The organism is Pseudomonas sp. LBUM1658, assembly GCF_059716055.1.
The window spans coordinates 4,014,212-4,040,963 of record NZ_CP166798.1 but is presented as its reverse complement, the minus strand read 5'-3'; the positions used below and the strand labels follow the sequence as shown (position 1 = coordinate 4,040,963).

Sequence of the window (26,752 nt, the reverse complement as noted above, 5' to 3'; positions counted from 1 at the left end):
ACGGTGCCGAAATCAAAGTTAAAAAATGGAACGTTGCGCCCAGGCAGCGTTATTGGTTAAAACTCGTAGGTAAATCATTGGAGGGTAATGACTTGACGATCCCGCTCCGGGTGAGTCAGATAGTCGATGGCGAAGAGCGCGAGAAAGGAGTGTGCTGCTTAGTGCCAACAGAGGAATTTGAGAAGTTTAAGCCGTTTTCTACCGTCGAGGTTATTTTTAAAGTCACCTATAACGGCAGTAGTGACGAGGGTGACGCGACCGAGTTCCCTAAGCTGGTGCTTATAGTCTACAAAAATGCTGTTGATATTGCCTGGTTCCCTACCCATCATCGGTATGGTTGGGAGTCAGGAAAAACGATAGTGGAGGGTGATATCAGCTATACAGTGGACGAATGGGGCAACAGTGCATTGCGTTATTTCAGGTCGCCGGGAGTTCCCTCTAAGAAACTTTCCCCTGAGACCATTCTAAAAAAAGATCTCCGGAATCTTGTGGTGGGCCTGCATTACGAGTTTAGAGTTAATGTGCGAAAAGTAACCGATGATTTGGAGTCGCCTCGTATTTCTTTCGAAACAAGCGCCGGTGATGTGCGGGAAGCAGCAGTATTTGATAGCTTGAATTGGGTGGCCGCTAAACTTAATTTCCGTGCAACACAACCTGAAATCCAAATCCGTATCGTCAGTCATCGAGACTCGGCTAATTTTGATGTTGATAATCTAGCGTTGTTCCTGGAAGACTAAATCGACTCTCTCGCTTGAAAATGCAACGGCCCACCAGAAGGCGGGCCGTTGTTTAAGCAAAATCGCGGATTGATCAGTCCTGACGGCTGGTCACTTCCAGCAGGTGATAACCGAACTGGGTCTTGACCGGGCCTTGCACGGTGTTGATCGGTGCGCTGAAGACCACGGCGTCGAATTCCTTGACCATCTGGCCTGGACCGAAGGAACCGAGATCGCCACCCTGACGGCTGGACGGGCAGGTGGAGTTGGCTTTGGCGACTTCAGCAAAGTCGGCGCCGGCTTCGATCTGGGCTTTCAGTTCGTTGCACTTGTCTTCAGTGGCAACCAGGATGTGGCGGGCAGTGGCTTTGGCCATGGGAAATACTCCATTCAACTTGCATTAAAGTGCTGAGCCTACCGGATTCTGTGGGCTATTTCTCGGCAAAGTTCCCTGACAGTGCCTGCTTTCGATGCGCCCTGATCACGGCAGCGGTCGGCACGGCATCACAATCCAAGGTTTTTCAGGCGTTCGGCATGCTGGACATAGAGTTCGACCGGGTCAATCTCATTGCGCGCCCGGCCGGCCGGTTGATTAATGGTTTCCATATGGTTCAACGGGTAGTCGGAGCGGATGACCGTGCCCAGGTGTGAGCTGTAGCGGCCGACCAGGCCGTCGTTGGCTTCAGGTTCGGTATTGAAGTGCTCGGAAAAAGCCCGGCATAGGCCGTGAAGCGGATCGAGCAGGTTCGGCCCTTTACCGAGAAGGTTGCCGGTGAGGATCCCGCTCCAGGAGAAATAGCGCACACCGTTGACCAGTTCCTTGCCGCTGGCGCCCCAGGTTTGCGGCAGGCCTTGCGGGTATTTGGTGTTGAAGGCGGCTACGCCTTCGGTGGTCAGGGCGGTGAGTGCTGCTATCGCATTATGGGGGGGCTGCGGGGTGCTACTGAGCAAGCTCAGGAACTTGGCAAACAAGGTTATCAAGGACGCGGCCACAAACTCTGGCAGACGACCGGGAGTCAATGCCTTGCGCAGGTAGTCGGCGAGTTCGGAGCCATGATTGGGGCCGCTGACCGAGGTCACCGATGCGACCTGTTTCGGTTGTTTCGCGGCCGCATAACGTGCGGCCAGCGCACCCTGGCTATGGCCGACCAGATTGACTTTGGTGGCACCTGTTTCGAGCAGCAGCCGATCGATTTGCGCGAGCAACTGTTCGCCGCGCAGTTCGTTGCTGTTAACCGCGGACAGGTAAGGTACGAATACTCTTGCGCCAGCGTGTCGCAGGGCAGGCTTGATGCTATGGAAGACTTCGAGCTTGCCTATGCGCTCAAAGCCAAACAGTCCGTGGACCAGAAGGATGGGGTATTGAGTCTCTGCATTCCGTTGCATGTTCGTTCCTTTCTTCAGTGAAGGGGGGTGGATCTCCCCCTCACTCTAGTGCAGACGGATAGGATCAATGGGTGGGAAAAAGCCGCTGTGTTCTGGAGAAAATGGAATAGAAATGGTCAGGTTATTCTCCACGCAACTGCCGGGCTGCCTGGCGCAAGAGCTGCTCGGTGGAATCCCAGCCCAGGCAACCATCAGTGACGGATACGCCGTAATCCAGGCTATTGCCCAGCGGCTGGCAGCCTTCGAACAGGTGACTCTCAAGCATCATGCCGATCAGCGAATGGTCGCCTTGCAAGCGTTGCTCGAGCACATCGGCGAACACCGCAGGCTGACGTAACGGGTCTTTGCCGCTGTTGGCGTGGCTGCAATCCACCATGATCCGCGTCGGGATCGCCAGTTTTCTCAGGTCGTTGTGCACCTGGCTGACGCTTTGCCGGTCGTAGTTCGGCCCGCGATGGCCGCCGCGCAACACCAGATGGGTGTCCGGGTTGCCCGCCGTCTGGATGATCGCCGGATGCCCCTGGGTGTCGACACCGAAATGCCGATGGGGATGAGCCGCCGAGCGCATGGCGTCGCAGGCGATGGCGACGCCGCCATCGGTGCCGTTCTTGAAACCGACCGGCATGTTCAGACCGCTGGCCATTTCCCGGTGGATCTGCGACTCGGTGGTGCGCGCGCCGATGGCGACCCAGCTCAGCAGGTCATCGAAGTAGCCCGCGGCCATGGGCTGTAGCAATTCGGTGGCAATCGGCAACCCCAGGCGCAGCATTTCGCGCATCAGCTCGCGGGACAAGGTCAAGCCGCCGGCCATGTCATCGCTGCCATCGAGCTGCGGATCGTAGGCCAGGCCTTTCCAGCCGATGGTGGTACGGGGTTTTTCGACGTAGGCGCGCATCACCAGCAGCATTTGATCGCTGACCTCGGTCGCCAGGCGCGCGAGGTTGCTGGCGTACTCGAGTGCCGATTGCGGGTCATGGATAGAGCAGGGGCCGACGATGACCAGCAGACGGGAGTCTTCACCGTTGAGGATCGCGCGCACCGCTTGACGATGGGTGGCGACTTGCTGGGTCAGGGCCGTGGTGAGCGGCAATTGCTGCTTGAGCGCCAGTGAGCCGGGCAGACGCAGGGTCAGCGCTTCATTGGCAGAGGTCAGACTGGACAGCGGCAGAGCAGAGACGGACGAGTTCATATTCGGGCTTCCTGGGCTGGCGGCGGGTTCGTTCCCGCGCGCTCGGCCCTACTGGGGTGTTCGACAATTGGCCGGATTGGCTACGTGTGAGTGCTTGCCACCAGTGGGTGACCGATCGGAGGCGGCAGGCTGTCCCGAACGGCGGCTGGTAAATCGCCAGGTGGTGCAAGTGTCGTAGCGGTAATAAGTGGCGTAGGTCATGGGGTAATTCCTCGATTCGTTGTGTAGTGACGCTGAAAATCTGTGGGGTTGAAAAATAGGGCGCTGAAAAATAGGGCGTAAAAAACAAAACCCCCGATCGGGAAGCCGACCGGGGGTTGAGAATTCTCAAGTGGCGACCCGTAGAAGTGGGCGCCGTGTGGGTATCAGGCGCGCCAGTGGCTAAACCAATACCCAAAATAAAAGCTGACCGGAGCACAGGCCTTGCTCACTCGCGCAGCCGCAACCGAGCGCAGGGCGCTGGCGGTATTACGAGGCAGTGAGAGGATTGGCAACATGCTGTTTCTCCGATGAATGCGCCGAGCTTACTAGAGGCGGGTGCCGGGGTTCAATCAGAAATTGCTATCGGCGCCTGGGGCGATTGCTATGACTTAAGTGGCCCACTGCTTTATGCCACACTTGCTGCACTTCAAGACGATCTGTTACCAGGGACGCAACATGACCATATTGACCGTCGCCGCCGCTCAATCGATCTCCATTGCCGGTGATCTTCAAGCCAATATCAAACGGCACTGGCGCTTCATCGAGATCGCCGCCGAGCAGGGTGTGCAGCTGCTGGTGTTTCCCGAGTTATCGCTGACTGGCTATGAACGCAGCCTGGCCGCCGAATTGGCGATCATCCCGGATGACCCGGTTCTGCAGCCGCTGCGCGACCTTGCCCGGGAGCTCCGGGTGACCACGGTCGTTGGCATGCCGATCAAATTGTCCGGCGAATCTGATGTACTGATCGGCGCACTGGTGCTGGCCGCCGATGGCTCACTGGCGGTCTACAGCAAACAGCATCTGCATCCGGGCGAGGAGGAGGCGTTTGCTCCAGGTTCGGGTGGCTCGATGCTGACCATCGGCAATGCCCAGGTCGCCCTGGCGGTCTGCGCGGATTTTTCCCATGCCAGTCATGCCCGGCAAGCAGCTGATTCAGGTGCGGACCTTTATGCGGCGGGCGTGTTGATCACCGAGAACGGTTATGCCGCAGATACCGCCTTGTTGCAGGGCTACGCTGGCGAGCATTCGATGCCGGTGTTGATGGCTAATCACGGCGGTGCGACCGGGGGCTGGGAGTCGGCAGGGCGCAGTGCTGTCTGGGCGCCGGACGGCGAACTGATTATCGCCATGGCGGGTGTCGGCGATGCGCTGGTGATCGCTCGCCGCGACGCTGCTGGCTGGAGTGGCCAGGTCGTGGCTGTCGAGCAAAACCGCGAGGAGTAGTGATGGTCTTTGAACTACGTCCGGCCTCGTCAGCAGACCTGCGCTTCGCCCGGGAGCTGACCCACGAAGCGATGTTGCGCTATTACATTCGCTACGACTTGCGCTGGCACGACGAAGCTTTTGATGTGGCGTGGGCCGGTCGCCAGAACTGGCTTATTTGCCGGGGCGAATCAGTGCTGGGTTTTCTCAGCCTGAGTCGCGATGAGCAGGCTTTGTATATCCGCGAACTGCATGTGATCGAGGCCAGTCGTGGCCAGGGAGCTGGAAGCTGGGCGATCGAGCAGACGTTTTCGATGGCCAGCAAAGAGCGGCGACCTGCGCTGCGGCTTACCGTATTCAAAGGCAATCCGGCACAGCAGCTCTATGAGCGGATGGGCTTGCTGGTGGTTGGCGACGACGATTGCTTTCTGCGGATGGAGCGACTGTGCGGTACTGAGCCAAAGCCATTGAGGTAGAGCGGTTGATGTCCGCTATACTGATAAGACCTTGTGGTATCGGGCAGGACAGCATTTCGAGTAAATCGAGTACTACTAGCGCATACTGATACTTCAAGCCTGACCCTGCTCCTGACCCTGCTGCCCTGTGTCCGCCAGGATGACACCATCTTTCATGCCCAACAGGACCGCCACCTTGTGGGCCTCCCCACGCCGTCCCTTCTTTCGCCCAGCGAGCACTTGATAAGTGGTAGCCGGATCAACGCCGTGCTCGCGAGCAAATTGTTGAACGGATTTTCCTTGATGTTCCAGCCAAGCCTTGGCTTGTGCGGCAGTGCGAATACCGGGCATAGTTCAAAACCGTTCAAAAGTGTTCAATGGACAGCAGGTGTGGCACCTCAAGGGGTGCAATTAAATAGGATCATACATCCAAATGAGTGGAATCGGTTCGCGCTTAAGGCAGGAAAGAGAGCGACTTGGTTTGTCGCAGAAAATTTTTGGCGAAATCGGAGGCGTTGAAGCTAACGCGCAAGGCAAATATGAAAATGGCGGACGCGCGCCTAAGGCAGACTATTTGTCCAGAGTGGCAGAGCGTGGCGTGGATGTCTTGTTTGTATTGACGGGGAACCGGACCCCGACGCTGATCGAGAATCTCAGCCAGGTGGAAGAAACGGTACTGGGTTGTTATCGGGCGCTGTTCAAGGAGGATCAGGATGCGATTCGCCGATTGACCACCACCCTGGCAGAGTTTTCCGTTGCCCACGGTTTGAAGCGCAAGACTGAGCCAGCCGACTCCTGATCGATCAGACCAAGTCGTTTACGCCTGTCATTTGGCAGACGCGCGTTGTGCATGGGTACGTTTTATATAACGCGGCAGCTAGGTCTGCCCGCCGGTTTTTGCTAAGGTGTCCGGCAACCCATATGACCATATCGCGAGGTGTCTGCTTGATTAGGGTGCTAGTGGTCGACGATCATGATCTGGTTCGTACAGGCATTACACGAATGCTGTCTGATATAGATGGATTGCAAGTGGTCGGCCAGGCCGAGTCGGGGGAGGAATCCTTGATCAAGGCCCGGGAATTGAAGCCCGATGTGGTACTGATGGACGTCAAGATGCCCGGAATCGGCGGTCTTGAAGCTACGCGCAAAATGCTGCGCAGTCACCCGGAAATCAAGGTTGTCGCTGTTACGGTATGTGAAGAGGATCCGTTCCCCACGCGGCTGTTGCAGGCGGGTGCCGCAGGTTATCTGACCAAAGGTGCGGCCTTGGCGGAAATGGTTCAGGCCATTCGCCTGGTGTTTGCAGGGCAGCGCTACATCAGCCCGCAAATTGCCCAGCAACTGGCGATCAAGTCTTTTCAACCGACCAGTGATACGCCGTTCGATGCCCTGTCGGAGCGGGAAATCCAGATTGCGTTGATGATTGTCGGCTGTCAGAAAGTCCAGATTATTTCCGACAAGCTGTGCCTGTCGCCGAAAACCGTGAATACCTACCGTTACCGCATTTTCGAGAAGCTCTCGATCAGCAGCGATGTCGAGTTGACGTTGTTGGCGGTCCGCCACGGCATGGTTGATGCCAGTCTCTGAAAATGACCGACCTGTTTGATCCAAGTGCATTTCTCTCCACCTGCAGTGGGCACCCTGGCGTGTATCGCATGTTCGACCGCGATGCGCGCCTGCTCTACGTCGGTAAAGCCAAAAACCTGAAAAAACGCCTGGCGAGTTATTTTCGCAAGACTGGCCTCGCGCCGAAAACCGCCGCGCTGGTCGGGCATATCGCGCAGGTCGAAACGACGATCACCGCCAATGAAACCGAGGCGTTGTTGCTTGAGCAGACGCTGATCAAGGAGTGGCGTCCGCCCTACAACATCCTGCTGCGCGACGATAAATCCTATCCCTATGTTTTTCTCTCGGATAGCGAGTTCCCGCGCTTGAGCATCCATCGCGGGGCGAAAAAGCAGAAGGGCAAGTACTTCGGACCTTATCCGAGTGCGGGGGCGATTCGCGAGAGCCTGAGCCTGCTGCAGAAGACCTTCCTGGTCCGCCAGTGCGAAGACAGTTACTTCAAGAACCGCACGCGGCCCTGCCTGCAATACCAGATCAAGCGCTGCAAGGCGCCCTGTGTCGGGCTGGTCGAACCTCAAGTCTATGCCGAGGACGTACGCCATTCGGTGATGTTCCTCGAAGGCCGCAGCAATGCCCTGACTGACGAATTGTCCAGCGGCATGGAGCAGGCCGCGAGCACCCTTGATTTCGAGCGCGCCGCCGAACTGCGTGACCAGATCTCCCTGCTGCGTCGGGTTCAGGACCAGCAGAGCATGGAAGGCGGTACCGGCGATGTCGATGTGGTCGCGGCGTTCATCAACCCTGGCGGTGCCTGCGTGCACCTGATCAGCGTGCGAGGCGGGCGGGTACTGGGCAGCAAGAACTTCTTTCCGCAAGTCGGTATTGAAGAGGAGGTGGCCGAGGTCATGGCGGCATTCCTCGGTCAGTACTACATCAGCAGCCCCGAACGGGACTTGCCGAGCGAATTGATCGTCAACGTCGTCCATGAAGACTTCCCGGTGATCATCGCCGCTATTGAAGAGTTGCGTGGCCGCGAGCTGAGCATCAGCCATAGGGTTCGTGGAACCCGCGCTCGCTGGCAGCAACTGGCGGTGACCAATGCCGAGCAGGCGCTGGGTGCGCGTTTAGCCAACCGCCAGCATGTTGCCGCGCGGTTCGAGGCGCTGGCTGAAGTGCTGAACCTGGATGAGCCGCCACAACGCCTCGAGTGTTATGACATCAGCCACTCCAGTGGCGAGGCGACGGTGGCCTCCTGCGTGGTCTTTGGTCCTGAGGGTCCGATCAAGTCCGACTATCGTCGCTACAACATCGAAGGCGTGACCCCGGGCGATGACTACGCGGCGATGCATCAGGCCCTGACTCGACGGTTCAGCAAACTCAAGGACGGCGAGGGCAAGCTGCCGGATATTCTTCTGGTGGACGGCGGTAAAGGCCAGCTGTCCATGGCCCGTGACGTGCTCAATGAACTGGCGGTGCCTGACCTGATTTTGCTCGGTGTCGCCAAGGGGGCCACGCGCAAGGCCGGGTTCGAAACCCTTTACCTGAATGACGCTGCCCATGAATTCACCCTGCGCGGCGACTCCCCGGCCCTGCATTTGATCCAGCAGATACGCGATGAGGCACACCGATTCGCCATTACCGGGCACCGCGCGCGACGCGGCAAAACCCGGCGTACCTCAACGCTGGAAGGGGTCGCAGGAGTTGGCCCGAAACGCCGCCGCGAACTGCTCAAACATTTTGGTGGATTGCAGGAGCTGTCTCGTGCCAGCATTGAAGAAATCGCCAAAGCACCGGGGATCAGTAAAAAGCTCGCGGAGTTGATTTATGCAAACCTGCACAGCGAGTAGAATGCCCGACTCACCTCGTAGCCAGTTGTGCCGATGAATATCCCTAATCTGATCACCGTCTTACGCGTCCTGCTCATTCCGATCTTCATTCTGTTGTTTTACCTGCCCTACCACTGGAGCTACATGGCGGCCAGTTCAGTCTTTGCGTTCGCTGCTGCCACCGATTGGCTGGACGGTTACCTGGCTCGCCGGCTGGAACAAAGCACACCGTTCGGGGCCTTCCTCGACCCGGTGGCCGACAAGCTGATGGTGGCAGTGGCGCTGGTGCTGCTGGTGCAAGAACATGCCAACTTGTGGCTGACACTACCGGCAGCCGTGATCATCGGCCGCGAAATCGTGGTCTCCGCCTTGCGCGAGTGGATGGCGGAAATCGGCGCCCGTGCGCATGTTGCGGTCTCGAACATGGGCAAATGGAAAACCGCCGCGCAGATGTTGGCGCTGGTTATTCTGCTGGCCAACCCCTCGGACTTCAGCTTCTGGGTCCTGGTGGGTTACGCACTGCTGATGTTCGCGGCAGGGCTGACGTTGTGGTCGATGCTGCAATATTTGCGAGCAGCCTGGCCGCACCTGAAGCCCGATCAGGAAAAGAAATAAACTTTTTTGAATCAAGGGGTTGACTGGGCATCTGGAATCTATAGAATGGCGCTCAGTTACCAAGACGCGGGAATAGCTCAGTTGGTAGAGCACGACCTTGCCAAGGTCGGGGTCGCGAGTTCGAGTCTCGTTTCCCGCTCCAAATATAGATTTACAGAGTTCCATTGAATTCGGTAAATCGTTGAAATAAGGACCTTCGGGTCCTTTTTTCGTTCCGGTGGGAACCACACCCTTGCTGGAAATCGTGAATGCAAATTTCGTTCGGTACAGTAGCAACTTCCCACCGGCGAACATCCCGACGGTGCTGGTCAGTAACGAGCAGGCCCCCATTGGGCTCAACCAATCGCCTACTCACCACTTCCACGTCAACATGCTGATCATCCAGCTTGTTGGGAAAGCGCCACTGAGAGTCTCCCGTCAGGGTCTTCAGCTCTTGCGAAGGGGGGAGGAAGATATCTTCGGCATCCAAGTATTCCTTGCGGCGATCAAGGCATGAAGCAACCCGCCTAATCGTCAGCTTACGGCTGACCGGGAGCCCCTGGTCGGCACGGAACCGAATCTGCGACTCGCCTCATCTAGACTGCTTCGCGCAATGCATTGGCAACAAGAGAAAACGCCAGAGAGGGTTGCCGACGGCTGGGGTAATACAAATAGTATCCAGAGAACGGTGGGCACCAGTCGTCCAGTACACGCATCAGCCTGCCTTCCTGAAGGTGTGGTTCGAATTCCTCCTCGGGCAGGTACGCAATTCCCAGTCCCGCCAATGCCGCATCCACTATGTGGACAGACGTGTTGAAAGTGAGCTGGCCGTTTACGCGCACGTTCAACTGTTTACCACGCCGCTCAAAGTCCCATACATAAAGCCCGCCTGATGTCTGCATGCGCTGGTTGATACAGCTATGGCCCATCAAGTCACGCGGGGTTTTGGGAATGGCACGGGTGGCAAAATACGCCGCAGAGGCGACGACAGCCATCCGTAGTGGGGGCCCTATGGATACCGCAATCATGTCTTTATCGATGGTGTCACCCAGACGCACGCCCGCATCAAAACGATCAGCCACGATGTCCCTAAATCCGTAATTGACGTCGAACTCGACCTTGATATCCGGATACTCATGTAACAACGAAGTGAGCTTGGGCAGCAACGTTGTCCGCAGAACATGATCGCCACATGTGATTCGTACTGTGCCGGCAGGCTTATCGCGCATTTCCGTCAGTACATCCAGTTCCGCTTCGATTTCATCGAAGCGATGGCCGATCGCGTGCATCAGGCGCTCGCCAGCTACCGTCGGCGAGACGCTGCGCGTGGTGCGTGTCAGTAACCTGATCTGGAGGCGCGCTTCCAGACCGCTGATTGCCTGACTTAGCGCAGATTGGGTAACACCCAACACTGCGGCGGCGCGTGTGAAGCTGCCTTCGCGCGCCACTGTCACGAAGGACAGCAGATCGTTGAGGTTCCTTCTGACCATTATGCAACGCCTTTTCATCCAATTTATTAGCTGTGCTTATATACCTATTAAGTATTCATTAGCTAGTCGTGTGGGTGTTTGTTCGTCACCATTGCAGCCATGAATATGAATGAAGGTGAGGCCCCAATGGGCACTGTTTTCCCCAAAAACGAGGCACCCGCTTACTGGAGCGGTGTCTTTGCAATGACGCTTTGCGTCTTCGCTCTGATCGCGTCGGAGTTCATGCCCGTCAGCCTGCTGACGCCGATGGCCGTCGATCTTCACGTCACCGAAGGGCTGGCAGGGCAAGGCATCGCGATCTCCGGGGCATTCGCGGTAATGACCAGCCTGTCGATCTCGTGGCTTGCCGGAACCATCAACCGCAAGACGCTATTGCTGGCGCTAACCGGGTTGATGGCCGTCTCCGGTGTGGTTGTCGGGCTGGCGCCAAACTATCTGACGTACATGATCGGCCGTGCTCTCATCGGTGTGGTCATTGGAGGTTTTTGGTCCATGTCCGCTGCGACGGCCATGCGGCTGGTACCTGCCAACCAGGTGCCCAAGGCTTTGGCCATCTTCAACGGTGGTAATGCGTTGGCTACCGTGATTGCCGCACCGCTGGGCAGCTATCTGGGTTCGGTGATTGGCTGGCGCGGCGCCTTCTTCTGCCTGGTGCCGGTCGCGGCGCTTGCTCTCTCCTGGCTATGGATCAGCCTGCCGGCCATGAAGGTGGATGAGCGCACGGCGGGTTCCGGCAATGTCTTCAAGCTGTTCCAGAACCCGTCCGTGGCGCTGGGCATGGCCGGCTGCGGCGCCTTCTTCATGGGGCAGTTCGCTTTGTTCACCTATCTGCGGCCTTTCCTCGAAACAGTGACGCAGGTTGACGTATCCACGCTGTCGCTGATCTTGCTCGTGATCGGCGTAGCAGGCTTCATCGGCACCATGATTATCGGCCCACTCCTTAGGCGCGGCCTGTTCCGGACACTGGTAACCATTCCGATACTGATGGCCGTGATCGCCTTGACACTGATCCCCTTTGGAACCTCGGCCGTTACCGTTGCAGCGCTGCTCGGCTTTTGGGGACTGATGGCTACCGCGGCCCCAGTGGGCTGGTGGAGTTGGGTCGCACAAGCCATACCAAAGAATGCCGAGGCCGGTGGCGGCTTGATGGTGGCCGTGATTCAGCTGGCCATTGCCCTAGGCTCCACCGTTGGCGGCCTGCTGTTCGATAGCCGCGGCTACCAGAGCACTTTCGTGGCGAGCGCAGCCGTGCTGCTGCTTGCGGCATTTATGACTGTTCTGACATCACGCTCGAAAACACCCCAGACCGCTTAAGCCACGCAAAGAGCAAGGAGACGGGCCATGACCATGAGCAGCCTCAGCGCCCCTACCGGTGGCCTGCGTACCTTCACCATGGCAATCGACCATCGCCGAGTCCAAAGCAAAAGAGGCCTGCATCGGCTGGGCTTGCTGCTTGGGATGCTCGTGCTCGGCAGTTGTGAAGCCGGCCAGCATCCTGCACCGGGCCTACACGCTGTAGCTGCTACGGATGCCGCACCGGCATCCATGAAACGGGAGAAATCACGCATGTGGATGACCGTCGGCGAACATCGCTTCGCCATCACCTTGATAGACAACGCAGCCGCTCGTGCGTTGGTCACGCTGCTGCCGCTGACGCTGGACATGAACGATCTCAACAGCAATGAGAAATACGCCAGTCTTCCTGAAGCCCTGCCTGCCAATGCGAGCGCACCAGGAACGATCCGCAATGGCGATCTCATGCTGTATGGCACGGACACCCTGGTCGTCTTCTATTTGAAATTCGACTCGTCGTACACCTACACGCGCCTTGGTCGCGTGAACGACCCCGCCGGTTTAGCTCAGGCGCTAGGTCGGCGGGGTGTGCAAGTCGTGTTCTCCAAAGACTAGTTTCTACGCATGAATAGAGGTTCCAATGAAAAAAGTCATTCTTCTTTTAACTCTTCTTGTCAGTTCACTCTCAGCAATAGGAGCAGATATGTCCAACGGCGCTGATAATTTTTATACGAGCGAAAAAGTGACCGTGCAGAAGGTCAATTTCAAAAACCAATATCAAATGAACGTGGCAGGGAATCTTTTCATTCCCAAAAACCTGGACGGCAAAGCGAAGAGTCCCGCTATCGTTGTTGGCCACCCAATGGGGGCGGTCAAGGAGCAGAGCGCGAACCTCTATGCCACGAAAATGGCGGAACAAGGGTTCGTGACACTGTCCCTGGATCTTTCGTTTTGGGGCGAAAGCGAGGGGCGGCCTCGCAATGCGGTCTCGCCGGATATCTATGCCGAGGACTTTAGTGCGGCGGTAGATTTTCTGGGTACCCAGCCTTTCATCGACAGAGAGCGGATTGGAGCAATCGGGATTTGTGGCAGCGGCAGCTTCGTTATCAGTGCGGCCAAGATCGACCCACGCATGAAAGCCATCGCAACGGTCAGCATGTACGACATGGGCGCAGCTAATCGCAATGGATTGAAGCATTCCCAGACGCTTGAGCAACGCAAGAGCATCGTTGCGCAAGCAGTGCAGCAACGCTATGTGGAGTTCGCTGGCGGTGAAACCCGCTACACCAGCGGTACAGTGCACCAGTTGGATGAGAACACTCATCCCATTCAGCGTGAGTTCTATGACTTCTACCGCACACCGCGAGGCGAGTACACGCCCTCCAACTCGTCTAAGGAGCTGACGACGCACCCGACTCTGACTAGCAACATCAAGTTCATGAACTTCTACCCGTTCAATGACATTGAGACGATTTCACCTCGTCCGATGTTGTTCATTGCAGGCGCAGATGCACACTCAAGGGAGTTCAGCGAAGAAGCATACAAGCTCGCCGGTCAACCCAAGGAGCTTGTCATCGTTCCCGGTGCCGGCCATGTCGACCTCTACGACCGTGTCAATCTCATTCCTTTTGGCAAGCTGACAACCTTCTTTCAGAGCAATCTGAAGTAAACCGATAGATCGGATGTCCCTCGTAAATGAGCCTCACATCGGTGAGGCTTTTCGCGAGAACCGGATAGTCACTCCTGCGGCGCAAATGTCTTCGTTTTTTGCCGCGTGATAGATGAAGGCATCGTTATTGAAACGCGCGTCCGCTTTGGCTCAGATGTCATTGGTTTGGGCACATAGGCGGTGATGTCTGCATCGCGACAAGCCAGGATTTATTCGCTTTTGAAGTAACCTCCAGTCTCAGACCGATGCGTGAGGAGGGACATTGCAATATTAGGTCTACGGGCGATTACTCGATAATCCCATTCAATTTGCAATACTCCTTCCAGTCCATTTCTACCATTTCTGCGACTTCTCGATGGAACTCCAGGGTCAGGTATTTCAGTTCTTCGGTAGACTCTGAAATCAGTGTAAGCGTTAGCTCCCACACCTCTATACCCAGGCGCATAGCCTCTTGCTCAAAGGCCGACTCAATGCACAATTTTTTTTCGTCCTGACTTAGTCCCTGGACAGCGTCATTGAGCGATGAGTCGCCGTTGAAGAAGCTGCCAGTGACAACTGGCCGGAATCGACCCGAAGCAAACGCTCGGCGATATCTACGAAACCATGAGGGATTCTGTAGGAAAGAATCCCTGCATCATGGTCGCTCCCGTACGGCGCAGGTCATGAGGTGTCCAGTCACCGTGCTGGCCGTCGGCAAGGACCAGGTTATCGTCGTGACGACGTTTTGAGAGGGCCTTGCGGTTTTTGAATCGGGCCTGGCGGTCACCCACCTGTTTGCTCACCACTTTCACATCAACATGCCCATCATCTAGCTTGCGCACTCTGGCCATGCAGTGATGTGCCAATCAATGCGTCACTTCAAGCCGAGTGGTCGATCCAGCGACATTGCACCTCCACCACGGGCGACGATGAGCAGTAGCAAGCCCGCCCAGGAAAGGTGCGTTGGCCAGGCGTCAGGGTAGATAAAAACCTGGATTACAAAAGTCATACCCAGTAACGCAAATGCTGATAGTCGTGAGAACAGGCCCAGCACAAGAAGCAGTGGAAACAAATGCTCACTGTAGGTAGCGAGATGCGCGGCCAGTTCCGGAGAGATAAATGGCAGTGAGTATTCTGTGCGGAACAGTTCATAGGTACTGGGTGTGATCGTCAGATAGTCACTGACTTTGGTGCGTCCTGACATAAAGAAAATGGCCGCGATGGATAGGCGAGCAACCAGCACCAATAGCGAGTCACCAATCATTAAGCCAAGTCGGTCTGCAATGCGGTTCCAAATACCACGCAAGGATTTGTCGGCTGTGGACGAAGTATTTCGTATCACGTCCATGATGTGCTCCGTTGGTTAAGTTGGTATTAAGTCTTCAGGAAGAGCGATGGATGTTTACAGCGCCGAACGCGTTGGCACTGAACAAGCGGGCAATGAGGTCTGCCAGATCCAAATCAGGCTGAACCTCAAGGGTTTTTTCTGCGGCCAGTTCAAGCGGCAGCTGTGCCGCGCAGGCGTCTAGAAACGTGCAATCCGCAGCACTGGCGGCCTCCCAATAAACCCGGCCTTGCTTGCGCGTCAGAAGCGCTCCTTCGCCGCACCAGTCGAGTTCGTCAGGCATGTCCCGCTGTTCGCGATTTAAGCGCCAGATGGTGCAGGCCGGGTAGTCTGGGAACCAGGCCCAACGGGAAGCAGCCCTCGGTGTGAGCCGGCTACGGGCCAAGTCCTTTTGGGACAGGCTCGCAAATGCGCTCGGATCAATGTCGGGCTCATCTTTAGCGCAATGGACTTCTGTCCAGAGCAGATCCAGGCGGGCGACGTCGCCCAGATAAGACATTTCTCGCGCATGCTCAAAAGCGTCGAGAAAATCCGGGAAATCAGCGCCGTAGTGCAGCAATCGGGAATCCGTCGGTGGCGACTGCCGGGCATAGATCGCTGCGGCGGACTTGAGCCACTCTGTACCGACCAAGCGCTCTATGGTGGGAAAGTTCGCGAGTAATGCGTCCGTCGCGCCTTTCAATACAGTATTGCGGTACACCAAAAAACCGGGCTGCTCGATTAGAGCGGTCATTCCAGTTGAATCTCGCCCATATAACGCATCGACGAATGCATCCTGAAAGCTTTCAAGTGATGTGTTCATATCGTCACTTCCGATGGTCGCTTCTTACCGACGTTCAACAGAATCTGTGCTCTGTCTCGTTCAGCCAGCAAGACGTCGAATCCTGGGATATGGTCGTCGCGCTCGATCAAGGTCGGGCGCATGCCGATCCGGTCTATAACGCGTTGATACAGCAACCAGACGTTGTCAGCGATGGGGGCATCGTGAGTGTCTATCAGCAACCGCGTATCTCCGGGATCCACTGCGTGACCTGCCAAATGGATTTCCACAATTGCCTTGGCCGGGAAGGCATCCAGATACGTTGCCGCATCGAAACCCAGGTTATGCGCGCTAATGTGCACGTTATTGACATCCAGCAGCAACCCACAGCCAGTTCTCACACTCAGTTCGGTCAAAAAGTCGAGTTCGCTGAATTCATGACCCTCCAGGCGTAGGTAATGGGTGGGATTTTCAATGGCAATAGGACGTCCTAACGCGTCTTGTGTACGTTGGATATTGCTTACGATGCGCTGCAATGCCTCGACTGTACGAGGGAATGGCAGTAGGTCAGGATGATACTGACCACGCCATGCTGACCAGGCCAGGTGTTCGGAAATCAATGCAGGCTGCACGTGATCGACCAGTGCTTTCAGGCGCTTGAGATGGTTTTCGTCCGGCGGACAATCGGCAGCAAGTGAAAGTGAAACGCCGTGCAGCGACAGCGGGTGTTGGCTTCCAATTGCCTCCAGCCATGCCAGACGGGGGCCACCACCTACCATGTAGTTTTCCGGATGAACTTCGAACCAGAGACCCTCAGCCGTGCAGTCAAGCGCATCTGAGTAATGATTCGGTTTCAGGCCGAGTCCGGCCCCCATCTGGCGTTCAGTTTTCATGGTTGATGTGCCCCCGTGGTATTACGATTACTTAGGTGCGAGAGTGCCCATGCCTTTTGGAGTCTTGATGGAGGTACAAGTACCCGCAGGAACGTTTTTCCAGGCATTAGGCTGGTAGTCCATTTTGGCGGTGCCTGCACAGGTGGTACCTGCACCCGCCTTGCAATCGTTCTGGCCGGCCAGGGCAACTCCGTAACATTTCTCCATGGCGCCTGCTGCGGCAGGAGTTTCTGCGGCCATAGCACCTGCAGCGAATGTAGAGAAGGCAACAGCGAGGGCGGCAAGTTTGAGATTGTTCATGGTTTTGTCTCCAGATGAGGGGGGTTGGTCGTCGCATCAGCGCTTGAGCACTGTGCTTGCGATCCAAAAGGTAGTTCGATGGTTTTTCATATACGGTTACAGCGACCGTAAAATATTTCTCAGACTTGCAAAGTCGATCCGCTTGTTACCTTATGGCGGTAACCGCATGTAAGATCCGCTGCCTGTCACTGACGCGGGCTTCATGCAGGAGCGAGATATTTTTGCCTTTCGTGTAACCAGAGCGAACGATGGAACGAACTACACATAACGACGTGTTGCGCAGCAGAGAGCTCCACCTTCAGGCTCTGTTTCTCGCAGGTCTGGACGGAGACGAACAGGCTTATCGAACGTTTTTATCGGAGTTAAGTGGTCATCTTCGCGGTTTTTTACGCTCGAGACTTCTGCAGCAACCTGGTGAAATCGAGGATTTGCTGCAAGAGGTTTTGCTGGCCGTTCATAATGCACGCCAGACTTATCGGACAGATCAACCGCTGACGGCGTGGGTTTTTGCCATTGCGCGCTACAAGCTCAGCGACTTTTTCCGAGGGAGGTCACGTCACGACGTGTTCAACGATTCCCTCGACGATGCGGCAGAGCTATTTGCCGAGCCACATCTTGAACCTGCACAGGCCAGTCGCGACCTCAGCAGGTTGCTTGAGCAGCTACCTGAACGTCAGCGTCTACCTATCGTGCACGTGAAACTAGAAGGACTGTCTGTTACTGAAACCGCTCGGGTGACGGGGCTATCCGAGTCTGCGGTCAAGATAGGCATACACCGTGGACTTAAAGCACTGGCGTTAAGAGTTAGAGGTGCACGATGAATACTGATGATTTTATTTCCATGCTTGCGTCGGGCGTGGCCCCGGTTGACCGCAGAACGCTCGCTAAGCGATTCAGCGGCGCGGTGCTGGCCGGCCTATTGGGCGCCACTTTGCTCGTTATGGTAATAATGGGCGTTCGACCAGATCTGGATCAGGTCATGGCAACACCGATCTTCTGGGCGAAAATTGCCTTTCCGTTTTGCCTGATGATTGGTGCGCTGAGCATGGTGATGCGGCTGGCTAGGCCGGGCATGGCTCCCGGCCCCGGGAAGCTGCTAATCGTCGCCGTAGTCGCAACGGTGTGGGTCGGCACCATCGTTGTTCTCATGATCGCCGCACCTGACGTCCGCGTCGCGATCATCCTGGGCAAAACATGGCAAGTATGCGCCATCAATATAACTTTGCTGTCGATTCCAGGATTCATTGCTGTGTTCTGGGCATTAAGCGGTCTTGCACCAACTCGCCTGAAGCTGGCGGGTGCCTGTGGCGGACTACTCGCCGGTGCAATGGCGACGATTGCGTACTGCCTGCACTGCCCTGAGATGGAAGTGCCATTTTGGGGAATATGGTACTCGTTGGGTATGCTGGTGCCGACTATGGTAGGTGCGATAATCGGACAGCTCTGCCTGCGTTGGTAGGCAGTCAAGAAAAATGTTCCTTCTGCAAATCATCCCGTACCAATTGAAATTTCTGGTACTTGGACAACCCAGCCGGGCCGTCGTAGGTCATGCTTTGTAATTTGCGCGGAGGGTACTGAACGTAGGTTTTCATCAGATTTTCTATCGCCGCGCTGATGGGAACCAGAGTCCATCAGCGGTACTGCGGTCCGACAAGCCAAAGCTCGTGCCAAGCACTACACCCTCCCTGACTACGACGGCCTCGCTCTTTTCGTTAAGGCGAAAGGTGCCAAGAGCTGACACTTCCGCTTTTCCTGGTCGGATAGGCAACCCCATATTTTTCTTGGTACCTATCCTGAAATTGGAGACAGCACTGCTACGGTGCTTGCGACTGCGATAAGGCTCAGTTTCATACGATTTTTCCTTGAATTGTGGTGGGTTCAACAGCGATGCGTCGGCGGCGCATCAAGCGGTAAGCTGCCGGAATGACGAACAAGGACAACAAGGGCGCGGTGATCATGCCGCCGACCATGGGCGCGGCGATGCGGCTCATCACTTCGCTACCGGTGCCGCTGCCCAAGAGGATGGGTAAGAGGCCTGCAATGATGACGGCCACCGTCATGGCCTTGGGTCTAACCCGCTGCACCGCGCCTTCGCGAATAGAGGCGATCAGCCCGCGCTCAGTACTGTCGCCGGCCTCTTCACGTTCGGCCCAGGCGTTCTTCAGGTACAGCAGCATGATCACGCCAAACTCGGCAGACACACCGGCCAGGGCGATAAAACCGACTCCGGTTGCCACCGATAAATTGAACCCCAGCAGATAGAGGAACCACGCCCCGCCAGTCAGGGCGAACGGCAGGGTAGCCATGATCAGCAAAGCCTCGTCGAAGCGAGCAAAGGTCAGGTAAAGCAGCACGAAAATGATCAGCAGAGTGGCCGGCACCACCAGCTTGAGTCGCGCGTTGGCCCGTTCGAGAAACTCGAACTGCCCCGAGTAACTCAGGCTCATGCCCGGCTGCAACTTGACTTGCTCACTGACGACCCGGCGCAGGTCGGCGACCACTGAGGCAATATCCCGGCCTCGCACGTCGATGTACACCCAGCCGGAAGGCCGTGCGTTCTCGCTCTTGAGCATGGGAGGGCCGTCGCTAACCTTGATCTTTGCCACGGTGCCGAGGGTGATCTGACTGCCCAAAGGGGTGTAGATCGGCAGCTGCTCCAAGGCGCCGAGCGAGTCACGCCACTCACGGGGATAACGCACGTTGATCGGGAAGCGTGCGAGCCCTTCAATAGTCTCCCCGACGTTTTCACCGCCAATAGCGCCGGCCACGATTGACTGCACATCGGCGATGTTCAGCCCGTAGCGGGCAGCAGCCTTACGGTCGATATCCACATCAATGTAACGGCCACCCGTTAATCGTTCAGCCAGAGCCGAACTGACCCCGGGCACGTTTTTGGCTACGCGCTCGACCGCCTGAGTCGCCGTGTCGATTTCCGTCAAGTTTGTGCCGGCAATTTTCACTCCGATCGGACTCTTGATCCCGGTGGCGAGCATGTCGATGCGGTTGCGGATCGGTGGTATCCAGATATTGGTCAGGCCAGGGACGCGTACCACTCGATCCAGCTCTTCCACCAGTTTTTCCTGGGTCATACCAGGACGCCACTGCTCGCTTGGTTTGAACTGGATCGTGGTCTCGAACATCTCCAGTGGCGCCGGGTCGGTGGCGGTTTCGGCGCGGCCCGCTTTACCGAAGACGTGTTCGACTTCGGGAATCGTCTTGATCAGGCGGTCGGTCTGTTGCAGCAGATGCGCCGCTTTCTGCGCCGACAAGCCCGGCAGAGCCGAAGGCATATAGAGCAGATCGCCCTCGTCCAGGGCTGGGAGGAACTCGCCACCCAAGCGGGATATCGGCCATAACGCGCTGAGAAAGACCAACAGCGCGATCAGCAGAGTAACTTTGGGGCGACGTAACACCGCATCCAGGGCTGGCTGATAGATCCTGATCAACCAGCGGTTCAGAGGGTTCTGTTCCTCTTTGGGGATCCGTCCACGAATCCAGTAGCCCATCAGCACCGGCACCAGGGTTACCGACAGTCCGGCCGCCGCAGCCATGGCATAGGTCTTGGTGAAGGCCAATGGACCAAACAGCCGTCCTTCTTGAGCTTCCAGGGTGAACACCGGAATAAACGACAGGGTGATGATCAGCAGGCAGAAGAATAGCGCAGGTCCCACCTCGGCTGCCGCTTCGGTTACCACCTGCCAGTGACGTTCGCCCTTCAACTCTTCCCCTGGATGGACCATATGCCAGGCCTCAACCTTCTTGTGGGCGTTCTCGATCATTACCACGGCGGCGTCGACCATGGCGCCGATGGCGATAGCGATCCCGCCCAACGACATGATGTTGGCGTTGATCCCTTGGTAACGCATAACGATGAAGGCAATCAGCACCCCCACCGGTAAGGAAATAATCGCCACCAGGGATGAACGCAGATGCCAGAGGAATACTCCACAGACCAACGCGACGACGATGAACTCCTCGAGCAGCTTGTAGCTGAGGTTTTCCACTGCGCGATCGATCAGTTTGCTGCGGTCATAGGTGGTGACGATTTCTACCCCGGCCGGCAGGCTGTTTTTCAGGTCGTCAAGTTTGGCTTTGACGGCGGCAATGGTTTCGCGAGCATTCTTGCCACTGCGCAGAATCACCACGCCGCCGACGGTCTCGCCTTCGCCGTCGAGTTCCGTGATGCCGCGGCGCATCTCCGGGCCCAACTGGATAGTCGCCACGTCGCCGAGGGACACCGGGACCCCGCCGGCACCGAGCTTGAGCGGAATCGAACGAAAGTCATTCAGCGTCTTCAGGTAACCGGAGGCGCGCACCATGAACTCGGTCTCCGCCATCTCCAGCACGGCGCCACCGGTTTCCTGATTGGCCTTGCCAATAGCCTCGGTCACCTCAGCCTGAGTGATACCGAGGCTGGCCAGTTTCAGTGGATCGAGCTGCACTTGATACTGCTTGACCATGCCGCCCACGGTGGCCACTTCTGCAACGTTGGGCAGAGTCTTGAGTTCGAACTTGAGGAACCAGTCCTGCAAGGCGCGCAGTTGCGCCAGGTCGTGTCCGCCACTGCGGTCCACCAGTGCGTACTGATAGATCCAGCCCACTCCCGTGGCGTCTGGCCCCAAGGACGGTTTGGCGGAAGCCGGCAGGCGGCTTTGGACCTGACTCAAATACTCCAGCACCCGCGAGCGAGCCCAATACAAATCGGTACCGTCTTCGAACAGCACATACACGAAGCTGTCGCCGAAAAAGGAATAACCGCGCACGGTCTTGGCCCCCGGCACCGAGAGCATGGTGGTGGCCAATGGGTAGGTCACCTGGTTCTCAACGATCTGCGGCGCTTGTCCCGGGTAAGGGGTACGGATGATCACCTGAACATCAGAGAGATCCGGAAGTGCATCGATCGGCGTGCTCTGAACCGACCAGACGCCCCAGACCGTGACGAAGATCGTCGCCAGCAACACCAGGAAGCGGTTGGCGACTGACCAGCGAATCAGGGCTGCGATCATGGCTGGCCCCCGGTTTTTTCCAGGCGTTCAACGCGCAACCCATCATCGGTTTGGCTCACCGAGACCCGAACCTTGTCCCCCGCCTTGAGCCCTTGCATGAGAGCAGGGTCAGCCAATGGGAAGGTCATGGTCATGCCAGGCATGCCCAGCGTCTTGAACGGCCCATGGGCGAGGGTCACGTCATTGCTATTGATTTCGACAACCTGCCCATCGGCCTCGTGAAAGGCTGCGGCTGCGGCGGGAGGTGGTATTTCCAGGGTTTTCGCAACAATGCCCTTGAGACTGGCCTCAGAGTCGAGCAGGAACTGTCCAGAGCTGACCACCTGCTGGCCTTCTTCCAGCCCCTTCAACACCACCGTCTTGCCATCGTTTTCCTGCCCGAGTTGCACTTCTACGGGGCGGTAGCGACCGGCGTCTTCGGCGAGCATCACCAGGACGCGTCGGCCGGTGCGAATGATGGCCTCGCTTGGCACCCACAGCACGCTTTGTTCGGTCGAACGATTGAGGTGCACCTGAGCCGTCATACCCGGCCTGAGCCGCCCATCAGGGTTGGGCAGTTCGACCCGCACACGCACAGTTCGGCTGTCGGGATTGGTTTCGGGCAGAATCGCGCTGACCGTGCCCTTGAGCACTGTTCCCGGGAAGGCGGGCAGACGTGCTTCGACCGCTTGCCCGACGATGATCGATCCAGTCTCCGACTCTGGAACGGCCACTGCCAGCCACACGCTGCTCAAGCCATTGACTCGAGCCAGCGTTTGGCCGGCCGCCACGGTCATACCCGTACGTACATCCAACGTTTGCAGCACACCGCCAATGGGGCTGGTGAGCGTCAGGACCGGCTGGCTCTTGCCGCTTCGCTCCACTAGAGCGATCAGCGTTGCTGGCATCCCGGTCAAGCGCAAGCGTTGACGTGCTGCCGCCAGCAAGTCGGCATCGCCACTGCGTTTGAGTGCGAGAAACTCTTCCTGAGCAGCGGCCCACTCCGGAACCAGGATATCGGCCAAAGGCGCATTGGCTTTGAGCACATCGCCTGGAGCACGGGCATACACTCGCTCCACAAAGCCGGCAGTACGCGATTGAATCACCGCGACATCCCGCTCGTTGAATGCCAGCACACCGACCACGTCCAGGCTGGAAGCAAGCACGCCGCGAGTGACGGTGGCCAGTCGCAAGCCGAGATTCTGGGTCAGGCTTGGGTCGATACTGATGGCCGCACTGTCTGGCGCAGCATCAGCGTATCGGGGCACCAACTCCATATCCATGAAGGGCGATTGGCCTGGTTTATCGAACTTCTGCTGCGGGGACATCGGGTCGTACCAATACAGTACTTTGCGTTCGTCTTGGGTTTTAGGGGCCGGTTCGGTGGTGGTCTCAGGCATTGCACTCATGCGCTGCTGAGCGAACCAGTAACCACCGGCAGCGCCCAGGGCAATCGAGAGGCCTGTCAGCAAAGCCCCTTTCCAGATTCGAGTGCTCATTGATTGGCGTCCCCATAAGCGAAATACAGGCGAGCACTGGTGAGGGCTCGCTGTTCTTCGAAGTCGACCTGTTTGAGGCGGGTCTCGATGAGTTCACGTCGGGCAGCGATGACAGCCGCCAAGTCGCTTTTACCGGCGCGGTAGCTGGCCATGGTCAGCCCGACTTTTTCCTTGGCCAGGGGTAACAGGCTGTCCTGGCTGCGGTGCACGGCACGGTTCAGACGCTCGTATTCGGCCAGATCGTCCTCCAGTTGCTGGGTATGTTCACGTACGAGCGCTTCGCGCTCGGCCTCCAACTGATTCAGTTCGGCATGCTTGGCGGCGATCTTCGGGTTTTGTCGGGAGTCGGGGAACAGTGGCAGGTCGAACGTGAACTGCACGCTGACCATGTCGCCGAACTGACGGCCGCGGCGCTGGTAATCAAGCTCCCAACTCCAGTCGGACTGCTTTTGCGCCTTGGCTTCACGGACCTTGGCCTGTGCTTCGCGAGTCATTGGCGCGAATGCCGCCAGTGCGGGGTGATGTTGCAGCTTATGGGAGTAACCCGAGGCGTCGATGGGCCATTCGGGCAAGCTGCCGACGGGCTGGTCATTGGCGGCCGGACCTATCCAGCGTCTGAGAGCCGCTCTGGCTTGTGCCCGCAAGCGGATCAGATCGTCCTGTTGTTCCGCCAACTGAGCCGCTTCCTGTTTCGGCGTTACCGCATCGGCAGGCTGAGCACGACCACCGGCGATCTGCGCCCGAACGGTATCGGCCAACAGACGGTTCTCCCGGTAAAAATCCTGAAACAGCGCCTCTTTACGCTCGACGGAGTAGCTGCTGATCCAGGCCAATGCCGTGGCCTGGCGAACGTTTAGACGCTCCACGCGGCTTTCGGCCGCGGCGCGATCTACGGATGCCTCGGCAACTTCGATGCGCGCCCTACGCTTGTCACGGTTGGGCACCTCCTGCATGACGCCGATCATCTGCATGGTCATGAAGTCCTGCTCGAGGCGCCAGCGGTCCGGACCGCCGATGGGATAGTTTTGGACGCCCAGCAGGAGCTTCGGGTCGGGTAGTTCGCCGGCTGGAATGGCGGCGCTGCTGGCGGCTTGCAGTTTGGCTGCTTGGGCGGTCAGCGATGGTGCATTGGTTTCGGCCAACCGCAAGGCTTCGTCGAGTGTCAGCGGCGCAGCAAGGCTTGGCAATGCCAGCACGCTTGCCGCCAGGGCAGCCACGAGGGGCCAACCGGTGCAGTAGCACTTGGGATTCATGCTCACGATTCCTGTGATGATCCACTGCGCGCCTCTTGGACTCGCGCGCAGATATGCCATCCCGCGCCAGGGCGGGATGAGGCTCGGTGTGGTACAGGAATCAAACCCGAGGCGGTCGCCAAACCCCGGAGGGGGCCTGAGTAGGGAGGAGGGCGCTGACGATTGTCAGCATCTGCGGGCTGGACAAACGGGTGACAGGTTTCCCCAACGACACTTGAAGCAGACTGGCGCTCCTGCATTCCTGGCCGGGTTTGCAGGGTTTGCCATGATCGGCGGAGCTGCTCATGTCAAGGCAGCAGTCCTGGTTCATATCATCCATCATGGTCATGCCGGTCGTTTGCATCGGGCAAGGTTCTGTCGGTGACTGAATGCCCGCCATCCCGCTCAGGGGAAGCGCCAGGCTGATCAGTAAAATGAGGCAATGCCGCAGATAGCGTTTCATGCAGGGAGTCTAGTCGCTGGTAACGAGCTATACCATTACGAATCTGTCAGGTAGAACCCGGCAGGATAGCCTCTGCAGATCCACTCTTTGGCTAATCGTTCGCGCAGATGGCTAATGACGATCAGATGGACTCAGTTCACCGGTGAACTTTACGCAAATTTTACGGGCAACCATGTTCAGTCAATTGATACTGTGCGGCGCTCATCAGCCAGGCGTTTTTTATGTCAATTGCAGTACTGCGGCTTATCGGATTTATCCTGGGTATTTTTTTGATCACGTTGGCCGTGAGCATGGTGATTCCCATGTTTACCCTGGTGGTTTATGACCGCAGTGATGATCTGTCGGCGTTTCTCTGGTCGAGCCTGATCACCTTCGTCTGTGGGCTGGCGCTGATTATTCGCGGGCGTCCAGAGGTTGCCCAACTTCGTCCACGAGATATGTACCTGTTGACCACGGCCAGTTGGGTTATCGTCTGCGTCTTTGCGGCTTTGCCGATGGTGCTCATCCATCACATCAGCTACACCGATGCGTTTTTTGAAACGATGTCCGGCATCACCACCACCGGTTCGACGATCTTGACGGGGCTGGATACCGCGTCTCCAGGATTACTGATTTGGCGCTCGATGCTGCACTGGCTCGGAGGAATTGGTTTTATCGGCATGGCCGTGGCGATTTTGCCTTTGTTGCGAGTCGGCGGCATGCGTTTGTTTCAGACTGAATCTTCAGACTGGTCAGAGAAAGTGACACCACGCTCTCACGTCGCGGCGAAATATATTCTGGTGCTCTACCTCGGGCTGACCGGGGTGTCCACTCTGGCGCTGTGGGTAGCGGGCATGACCCCTTTCGAAGCGATCAATCATGCGATGTCATTAGTTTCAACGGGCGGCTTTTCGACCTCGGATGCGTCCCTGGCGCACTGGCCTCAACCGGCTATTCATTGGGTGGCTGTTGTCATCATGATTCTCGGCAGCCTGCCTTTCACCTTGTATGTCGCCACACTACGGGGTAACAAACGTGTGTTATTAAAAGACCATCAGGTGCGAGGGTTCATCGGGTTTCTGGTGATTACCTGGCTGCTAATTGGTACGTGGTTATGCTTTCACAGTGATTACAGCTGGTGGGAAGCGTTTCGTATCGTGGCAGTCAATGTGACCTCGGTGGTCACCACCACGGGTGTCGCCCTTGGGGATTACACCTTATGGGGCAGTTTTGCCGTTCTACTGTTTTTCTATTTGACCTTCGTCGGCGGCTGCTCTGGGTCTACGGCGGGAGGGCTTAAAATATTCCGCTTTCAGGTTGCCTCTTCATTGCTGATGGGCAGCCTGAAACAACTGATTCATCCTCGTGCGGTGATTCGGAAAAAATACAACGGCCATCCCATTGACGAAGACATCACGCGCTCGCTATTGACCTTTTCATTTTTTTTCACCATCACCATCGGTGGCATTGCCCTGGGGTTGGCGCTGATCGGTCTTGATTGGACGACTGCTTTAAGCGGTGCTGCCACCGCAGTATGCAACGTGGGTCCCGGACTGGGCACGATCATTGGTCCTGCGGGCAACTTCTCGACCTTGCCGGATGCAGCAAAATGGTTGCTGACGGTCGGCATGCTCTTGGGAAGGCTGGAAATTTTGACCGTGCTGGTGCTGCTCACACCAGTCTTTTGGAGGTACTAATTGGGTTGGTAGGAGCGCGTTTTTTCGATGCC

At 57.2% G+C, this 26,752-nt stretch carries 28 protein-coding genes, 1 tRNA gene and 3 pseudogenes; 15 read left to right on the top strand and 17 right to left on the bottom strand.

Annotated elements, in window-relative coordinates:
* Positions 1-92: 92 nt before the first annotated feature.
* Positions 93-737, top strand: a complete 645-nt coding sequence (locus ACA064_RS18400) for a hypothetical protein (protein WP_497669409.1) — start codon at positions 93-95, stop codon at positions 735-737.
* A 73-nt stretch (positions 738-810) separates the two neighbouring features.
* Here the strand turns inward: ACA064_RS18400 and ACA064_RS18395 are convergent, their stop codons facing one another.
* From ACA064_RS18395 to ACA064_RS18385, 3 genes are all read right to left on the bottom strand, one after another.
* On the bottom strand, positions 811-1,092 hold the full coding sequence (locus ACA064_RS18395; protein WP_497669408.1) for a peptidylprolyl isomerase: 282 nt from the start codon (positions 1,090-1,092) through the stop codon (positions 811-813).
* 128 nt (positions 1,093-1,220) lie between these two features.
* A complete protein-coding gene (locus ACA064_RS18390; protein WP_497669407.1) occupies positions 1,221-2,102 on the bottom strand; it encodes an esterase/lipase family protein in 882 nt (293 codons plus the stop codon).
* Between the two features lie 121 nt (positions 2,103-2,223).
* Complete coding sequence (locus ACA064_RS18385) at positions 2,224-3,291, bottom strand: 3-deoxy-7-phosphoheptulonate synthase (protein WP_497669406.1); 1,068 nt, start codon at positions 3,289-3,291, stop codon at positions 2,224-2,226.
* A 657-nt stretch (positions 3,292-3,948) separates the two neighbouring features.
* Here ACA064_RS18385 and ACA064_RS18380 point away from each other — a divergent pair.
* Positions 3,949-4,716 carry a carbon-nitrogen hydrolase family protein gene (locus ACA064_RS18380; protein ID WP_497669405.1) on the top strand — a complete coding sequence of 256 codons (768 nt, stop codon included), beginning with the start codon at positions 3,949-3,951 and terminating at the stop codon, positions 4,714-4,716.
* Positions 4,717-4,718: 2 nt separating this feature from the next.
* On the top strand, positions 4,719-5,171 hold the full coding sequence (locus ACA064_RS18375) for a GNAT family N-acetyltransferase (protein ID WP_497669404.1): 453 nt from the start codon (positions 4,719-4,721) through the stop codon (positions 5,169-5,171).
* Between the two features lie 93 nt (positions 5,172-5,264).
* On the opposite strand, the gene ACA064_RS18370 is transcribed toward ACA064_RS18375, so the two are convergent.
* A complete protein-coding gene (locus tag ACA064_RS18370) occupies positions 5,265-5,501 on the bottom strand; it encodes a DNA-binding protein (protein ID WP_497669403.1) in 237 nt (78 codons plus the stop codon).
* 82 nt (positions 5,502-5,583) lie between these two features.
* Between ACA064_RS18370 and ACA064_RS18365 the strand changes: the two genes are divergently transcribed.
* From ACA064_RS18365 to ACA064_RS18340, 6 genes are all read left to right on the top strand, one after another.
* Complete coding sequence (locus tag ACA064_RS18365) at positions 5,584-5,949, top strand: helix-turn-helix domain-containing protein (protein ID WP_497669402.1); 366 nt, start codon at positions 5,584-5,586, stop codon at positions 5,947-5,949.
* Positions 5,950-6,095: 146 nt separating this feature from the next.
* Positions 6,096-6,737, top strand: a complete 642-nt coding sequence (gene gacA / locus ACA064_RS18360) for a response regulator transcription factor GacA (RefSeq protein ID WP_497669401.1) — start codon at positions 6,096-6,098, stop codon at positions 6,735-6,737.
* Positions 6,738-6,739: 2 nt separating this feature from the next.
* Entirely contained in the window at positions 6,740-8,563 is a 1,824-nt protein-coding gene (uvrC, locus tag ACA064_RS18355) for an excinuclease ABC subunit UvrC (RefSeq protein ID WP_497669400.1), read from the top strand.
* A gap of 33 nt (positions 8,564-8,596) precedes the next feature.
* Positions 8,597-9,157 (top strand): CDP-diacylglycerol--glycerol-3-phosphate 3-phosphatidyltransferase, encoded by a 561-nt coding sequence (pgsA, locus tag ACA064_RS18350; RefSeq protein WP_497669399.1) that lies wholly within the window; start codon positions 8,597-8,599, stop codon positions 9,155-9,157.
* A gap of 66 nt (positions 9,158-9,223) precedes the next feature.
* Positions 9,224-9,299: transfer RNA gene (locus ACA064_RS18345), tRNA-Gly, on the top strand.
* A gap of 90 nt (positions 9,300-9,389) precedes the next feature.
* Positions 9,390-9,653: a hypothetical protein gene (locus ACA064_RS18340; protein WP_497669398.1), complete on the top strand. Its 264-nt coding sequence runs from the start codon at positions 9,390-9,392 to the stop codon at positions 9,651-9,653.
* 79 nt (positions 9,654-9,732) lie between these two features.
* Here the strand turns inward: ACA064_RS18340 and ACA064_RS18335 are convergent, their stop codons facing one another.
* Positions 9,733-10,626 carry a LysR family transcriptional regulator gene (locus ACA064_RS18335; RefSeq protein ID WP_497669397.1) on the bottom strand — a complete coding sequence of 298 codons (894 nt, stop codon included), beginning with the start codon at positions 10,624-10,626 and terminating at the stop codon, positions 9,733-9,735.
* Positions 10,627-10,752: 126 nt separating this feature from the next.
* On the opposite strand from ACA064_RS18335, the gene ACA064_RS18330 reads away from it, so the two are divergent.
* From ACA064_RS18330 to ACA064_RS18320, 3 genes are all read left to right on the top strand, one after another.
* Entirely contained in the window at positions 10,753-11,940 is a 1,188-nt protein-coding gene (locus tag ACA064_RS18330; RefSeq protein WP_497674276.1) for an MFS transporter, read from the top strand.
* 78 nt (positions 11,941-12,018) lie between these two features.
* Positions 12,019-12,534 (top strand): cyclophilin-like fold protein, encoded by a 516-nt coding sequence (locus tag ACA064_RS18325; RefSeq protein ID WP_497674275.1) that lies wholly within the window; start codon positions 12,019-12,021, stop codon positions 12,532-12,534.
* 25 nt (positions 12,535-12,559) lie between these two features.
* Positions 12,560-13,588, top strand: a complete 1,029-nt coding sequence (locus ACA064_RS18320; RefSeq protein ID WP_497669396.1) for an alpha/beta hydrolase — start codon at positions 12,560-12,562, stop codon at positions 13,586-13,588.
* 54 nt (positions 13,589-13,642) lie between these two features.
* Here the strand turns inward: ACA064_RS18320 and ACA064_RS18315 are convergent.
* From ACA064_RS18315 to ACA064_RS18285, 7 genes and pseudogenes are all read right to left on the bottom strand, one after another.
* A pseudogene (locus ACA064_RS18315) lies at positions 13,643-13,818 on the bottom strand (IS5/IS1182 family transposase); the annotation flags it as partial.
* A gap of 56 nt (positions 13,819-13,874) precedes the next feature.
* Positions 13,875-14,120 (bottom strand): annotated as a pseudogene (locus ACA064_RS18310) (DUF6388 family protein); the annotation flags it as partial.
* A gap of 97 nt (positions 14,121-14,217) precedes the next feature.
* A pseudogene (locus ACA064_RS18305) lies at positions 14,218-14,403 on the bottom strand (site-specific integrase); the annotation flags it as partial.
* A 38-nt stretch (positions 14,404-14,441) separates the two neighbouring features.
* Positions 14,442-14,915 carry a DoxX family protein gene (locus ACA064_RS18300; protein WP_497669395.1) on the bottom strand — a complete coding sequence of 158 codons (474 nt, stop codon included), beginning with the start codon at positions 14,913-14,915 and terminating at the stop codon, positions 14,442-14,444.
* A 34-nt stretch (positions 14,916-14,949) separates the two neighbouring features.
* Positions 14,950-15,714, bottom strand: a complete 765-nt coding sequence (locus tag ACA064_RS18295) for an HvfC/BufC family peptide modification chaperone (RefSeq protein WP_497669394.1) — start codon at positions 15,712-15,714, stop codon at positions 14,950-14,952.
* Positions 15,711-16,565: an MNIO family bufferin maturase gene (gene bufB, locus ACA064_RS18290; RefSeq protein ID WP_497669393.1), complete on the bottom strand. Its 855-nt coding sequence runs from the start codon at positions 16,563-16,565 to the stop codon at positions 15,711-15,713. Before bufB ends, ACA064_RS18295 begins: the two co-directional genes overlap by 4 nt.
* 27 nt (positions 16,566-16,592) lie before the next feature.
* On the bottom strand, positions 16,593-16,865 hold the full coding sequence (locus ACA064_RS18285; RefSeq protein WP_497669392.1) for a BufA1 family periplasmic bufferin-type metallophore: 273 nt from the start codon (positions 16,863-16,865) through the stop codon (positions 16,593-16,595).
* 248 nt (positions 16,866-17,113) lie between these two features.
* On the opposite strand from ACA064_RS18285, the gene ACA064_RS18280 reads away from it, so the two are divergent.
* Together ACA064_RS18280 and ACA064_RS18275 are read left to right on the top strand one after the other, a co-directional pair.
* Complete coding sequence (locus ACA064_RS18280; protein WP_497669391.1) at positions 17,114-17,686, top strand: sigma-70 family RNA polymerase sigma factor; 573 nt, start codon at positions 17,114-17,116, stop codon at positions 17,684-17,686.
* Positions 17,683-18,324: a DUF1109 domain-containing protein gene (locus ACA064_RS18275; RefSeq protein ID WP_497669390.1), complete on the top strand. Its 642-nt coding sequence runs from the start codon at positions 17,683-17,685 to the stop codon at positions 18,322-18,324. The genes ACA064_RS18280 and ACA064_RS18275 overlap by 4 nt, the downstream gene beginning before the upstream one ends.
* A 4-nt stretch (positions 18,325-18,328) precedes the next feature.
* Here ACA064_RS18275 and ACA064_RS18270 read toward each other — a convergent pair whose 3' ends face one another.
* The 5 genes from ACA064_RS18270 to ACA064_RS18250 form a co-directional block, all read right to left on the bottom strand.
* Positions 18,329-18,457, bottom strand: a complete 129-nt coding sequence (locus ACA064_RS18270; RefSeq protein WP_497669389.1) for a hypothetical protein — start codon at positions 18,455-18,457, stop codon at positions 18,329-18,331.
* A 255-nt stretch (positions 18,458-18,712) separates the two neighbouring features.
* Positions 18,713-21,871: an efflux RND transporter permease subunit gene (locus ACA064_RS18265; protein WP_497669388.1), complete on the bottom strand. Its 3,159-nt coding sequence runs from the start codon at positions 21,869-21,871 to the stop codon at positions 18,713-18,715.
* Positions 21,868-23,349 (bottom strand): efflux RND transporter periplasmic adaptor subunit, encoded by a 1,482-nt coding sequence (locus tag ACA064_RS18260; RefSeq protein ID WP_497669387.1) that lies wholly within the window; start codon positions 23,347-23,349, stop codon positions 21,868-21,870. The genes ACA064_RS18265 and ACA064_RS18260 overlap by 4 nt, the downstream gene beginning before the upstream one ends.
* Entirely contained in the window at positions 23,346-24,602 is a 1,257-nt protein-coding gene (locus tag ACA064_RS18255) for a TolC family protein (RefSeq protein WP_497669386.1), read from the bottom strand. The genes ACA064_RS18260 and ACA064_RS18255 overlap by 4 nt, the downstream gene beginning before the upstream one ends.
* 100 nt (positions 24,603-24,702) lie before the next feature.
* On the bottom strand, positions 24,703-25,044 hold the full coding sequence (locus ACA064_RS18250) for a hypothetical protein (protein WP_497669385.1): 342 nt from the start codon (positions 25,042-25,044) through the stop codon (positions 24,703-24,705).
* Between the two features lie 221 nt (positions 25,045-25,265).
* Here ACA064_RS18250 and ACA064_RS18245 point away from each other — a divergent pair, with 221 nt between their 5' ends.
* Entirely contained in the window at positions 25,266-26,720 is a 1,455-nt protein-coding gene (locus ACA064_RS18245; RefSeq protein WP_497669384.1) for a TrkH family potassium uptake protein, read from the top strand.
* The last annotated feature ends 32 nt before the right edge of the window (positions 26,721-26,752 follow it).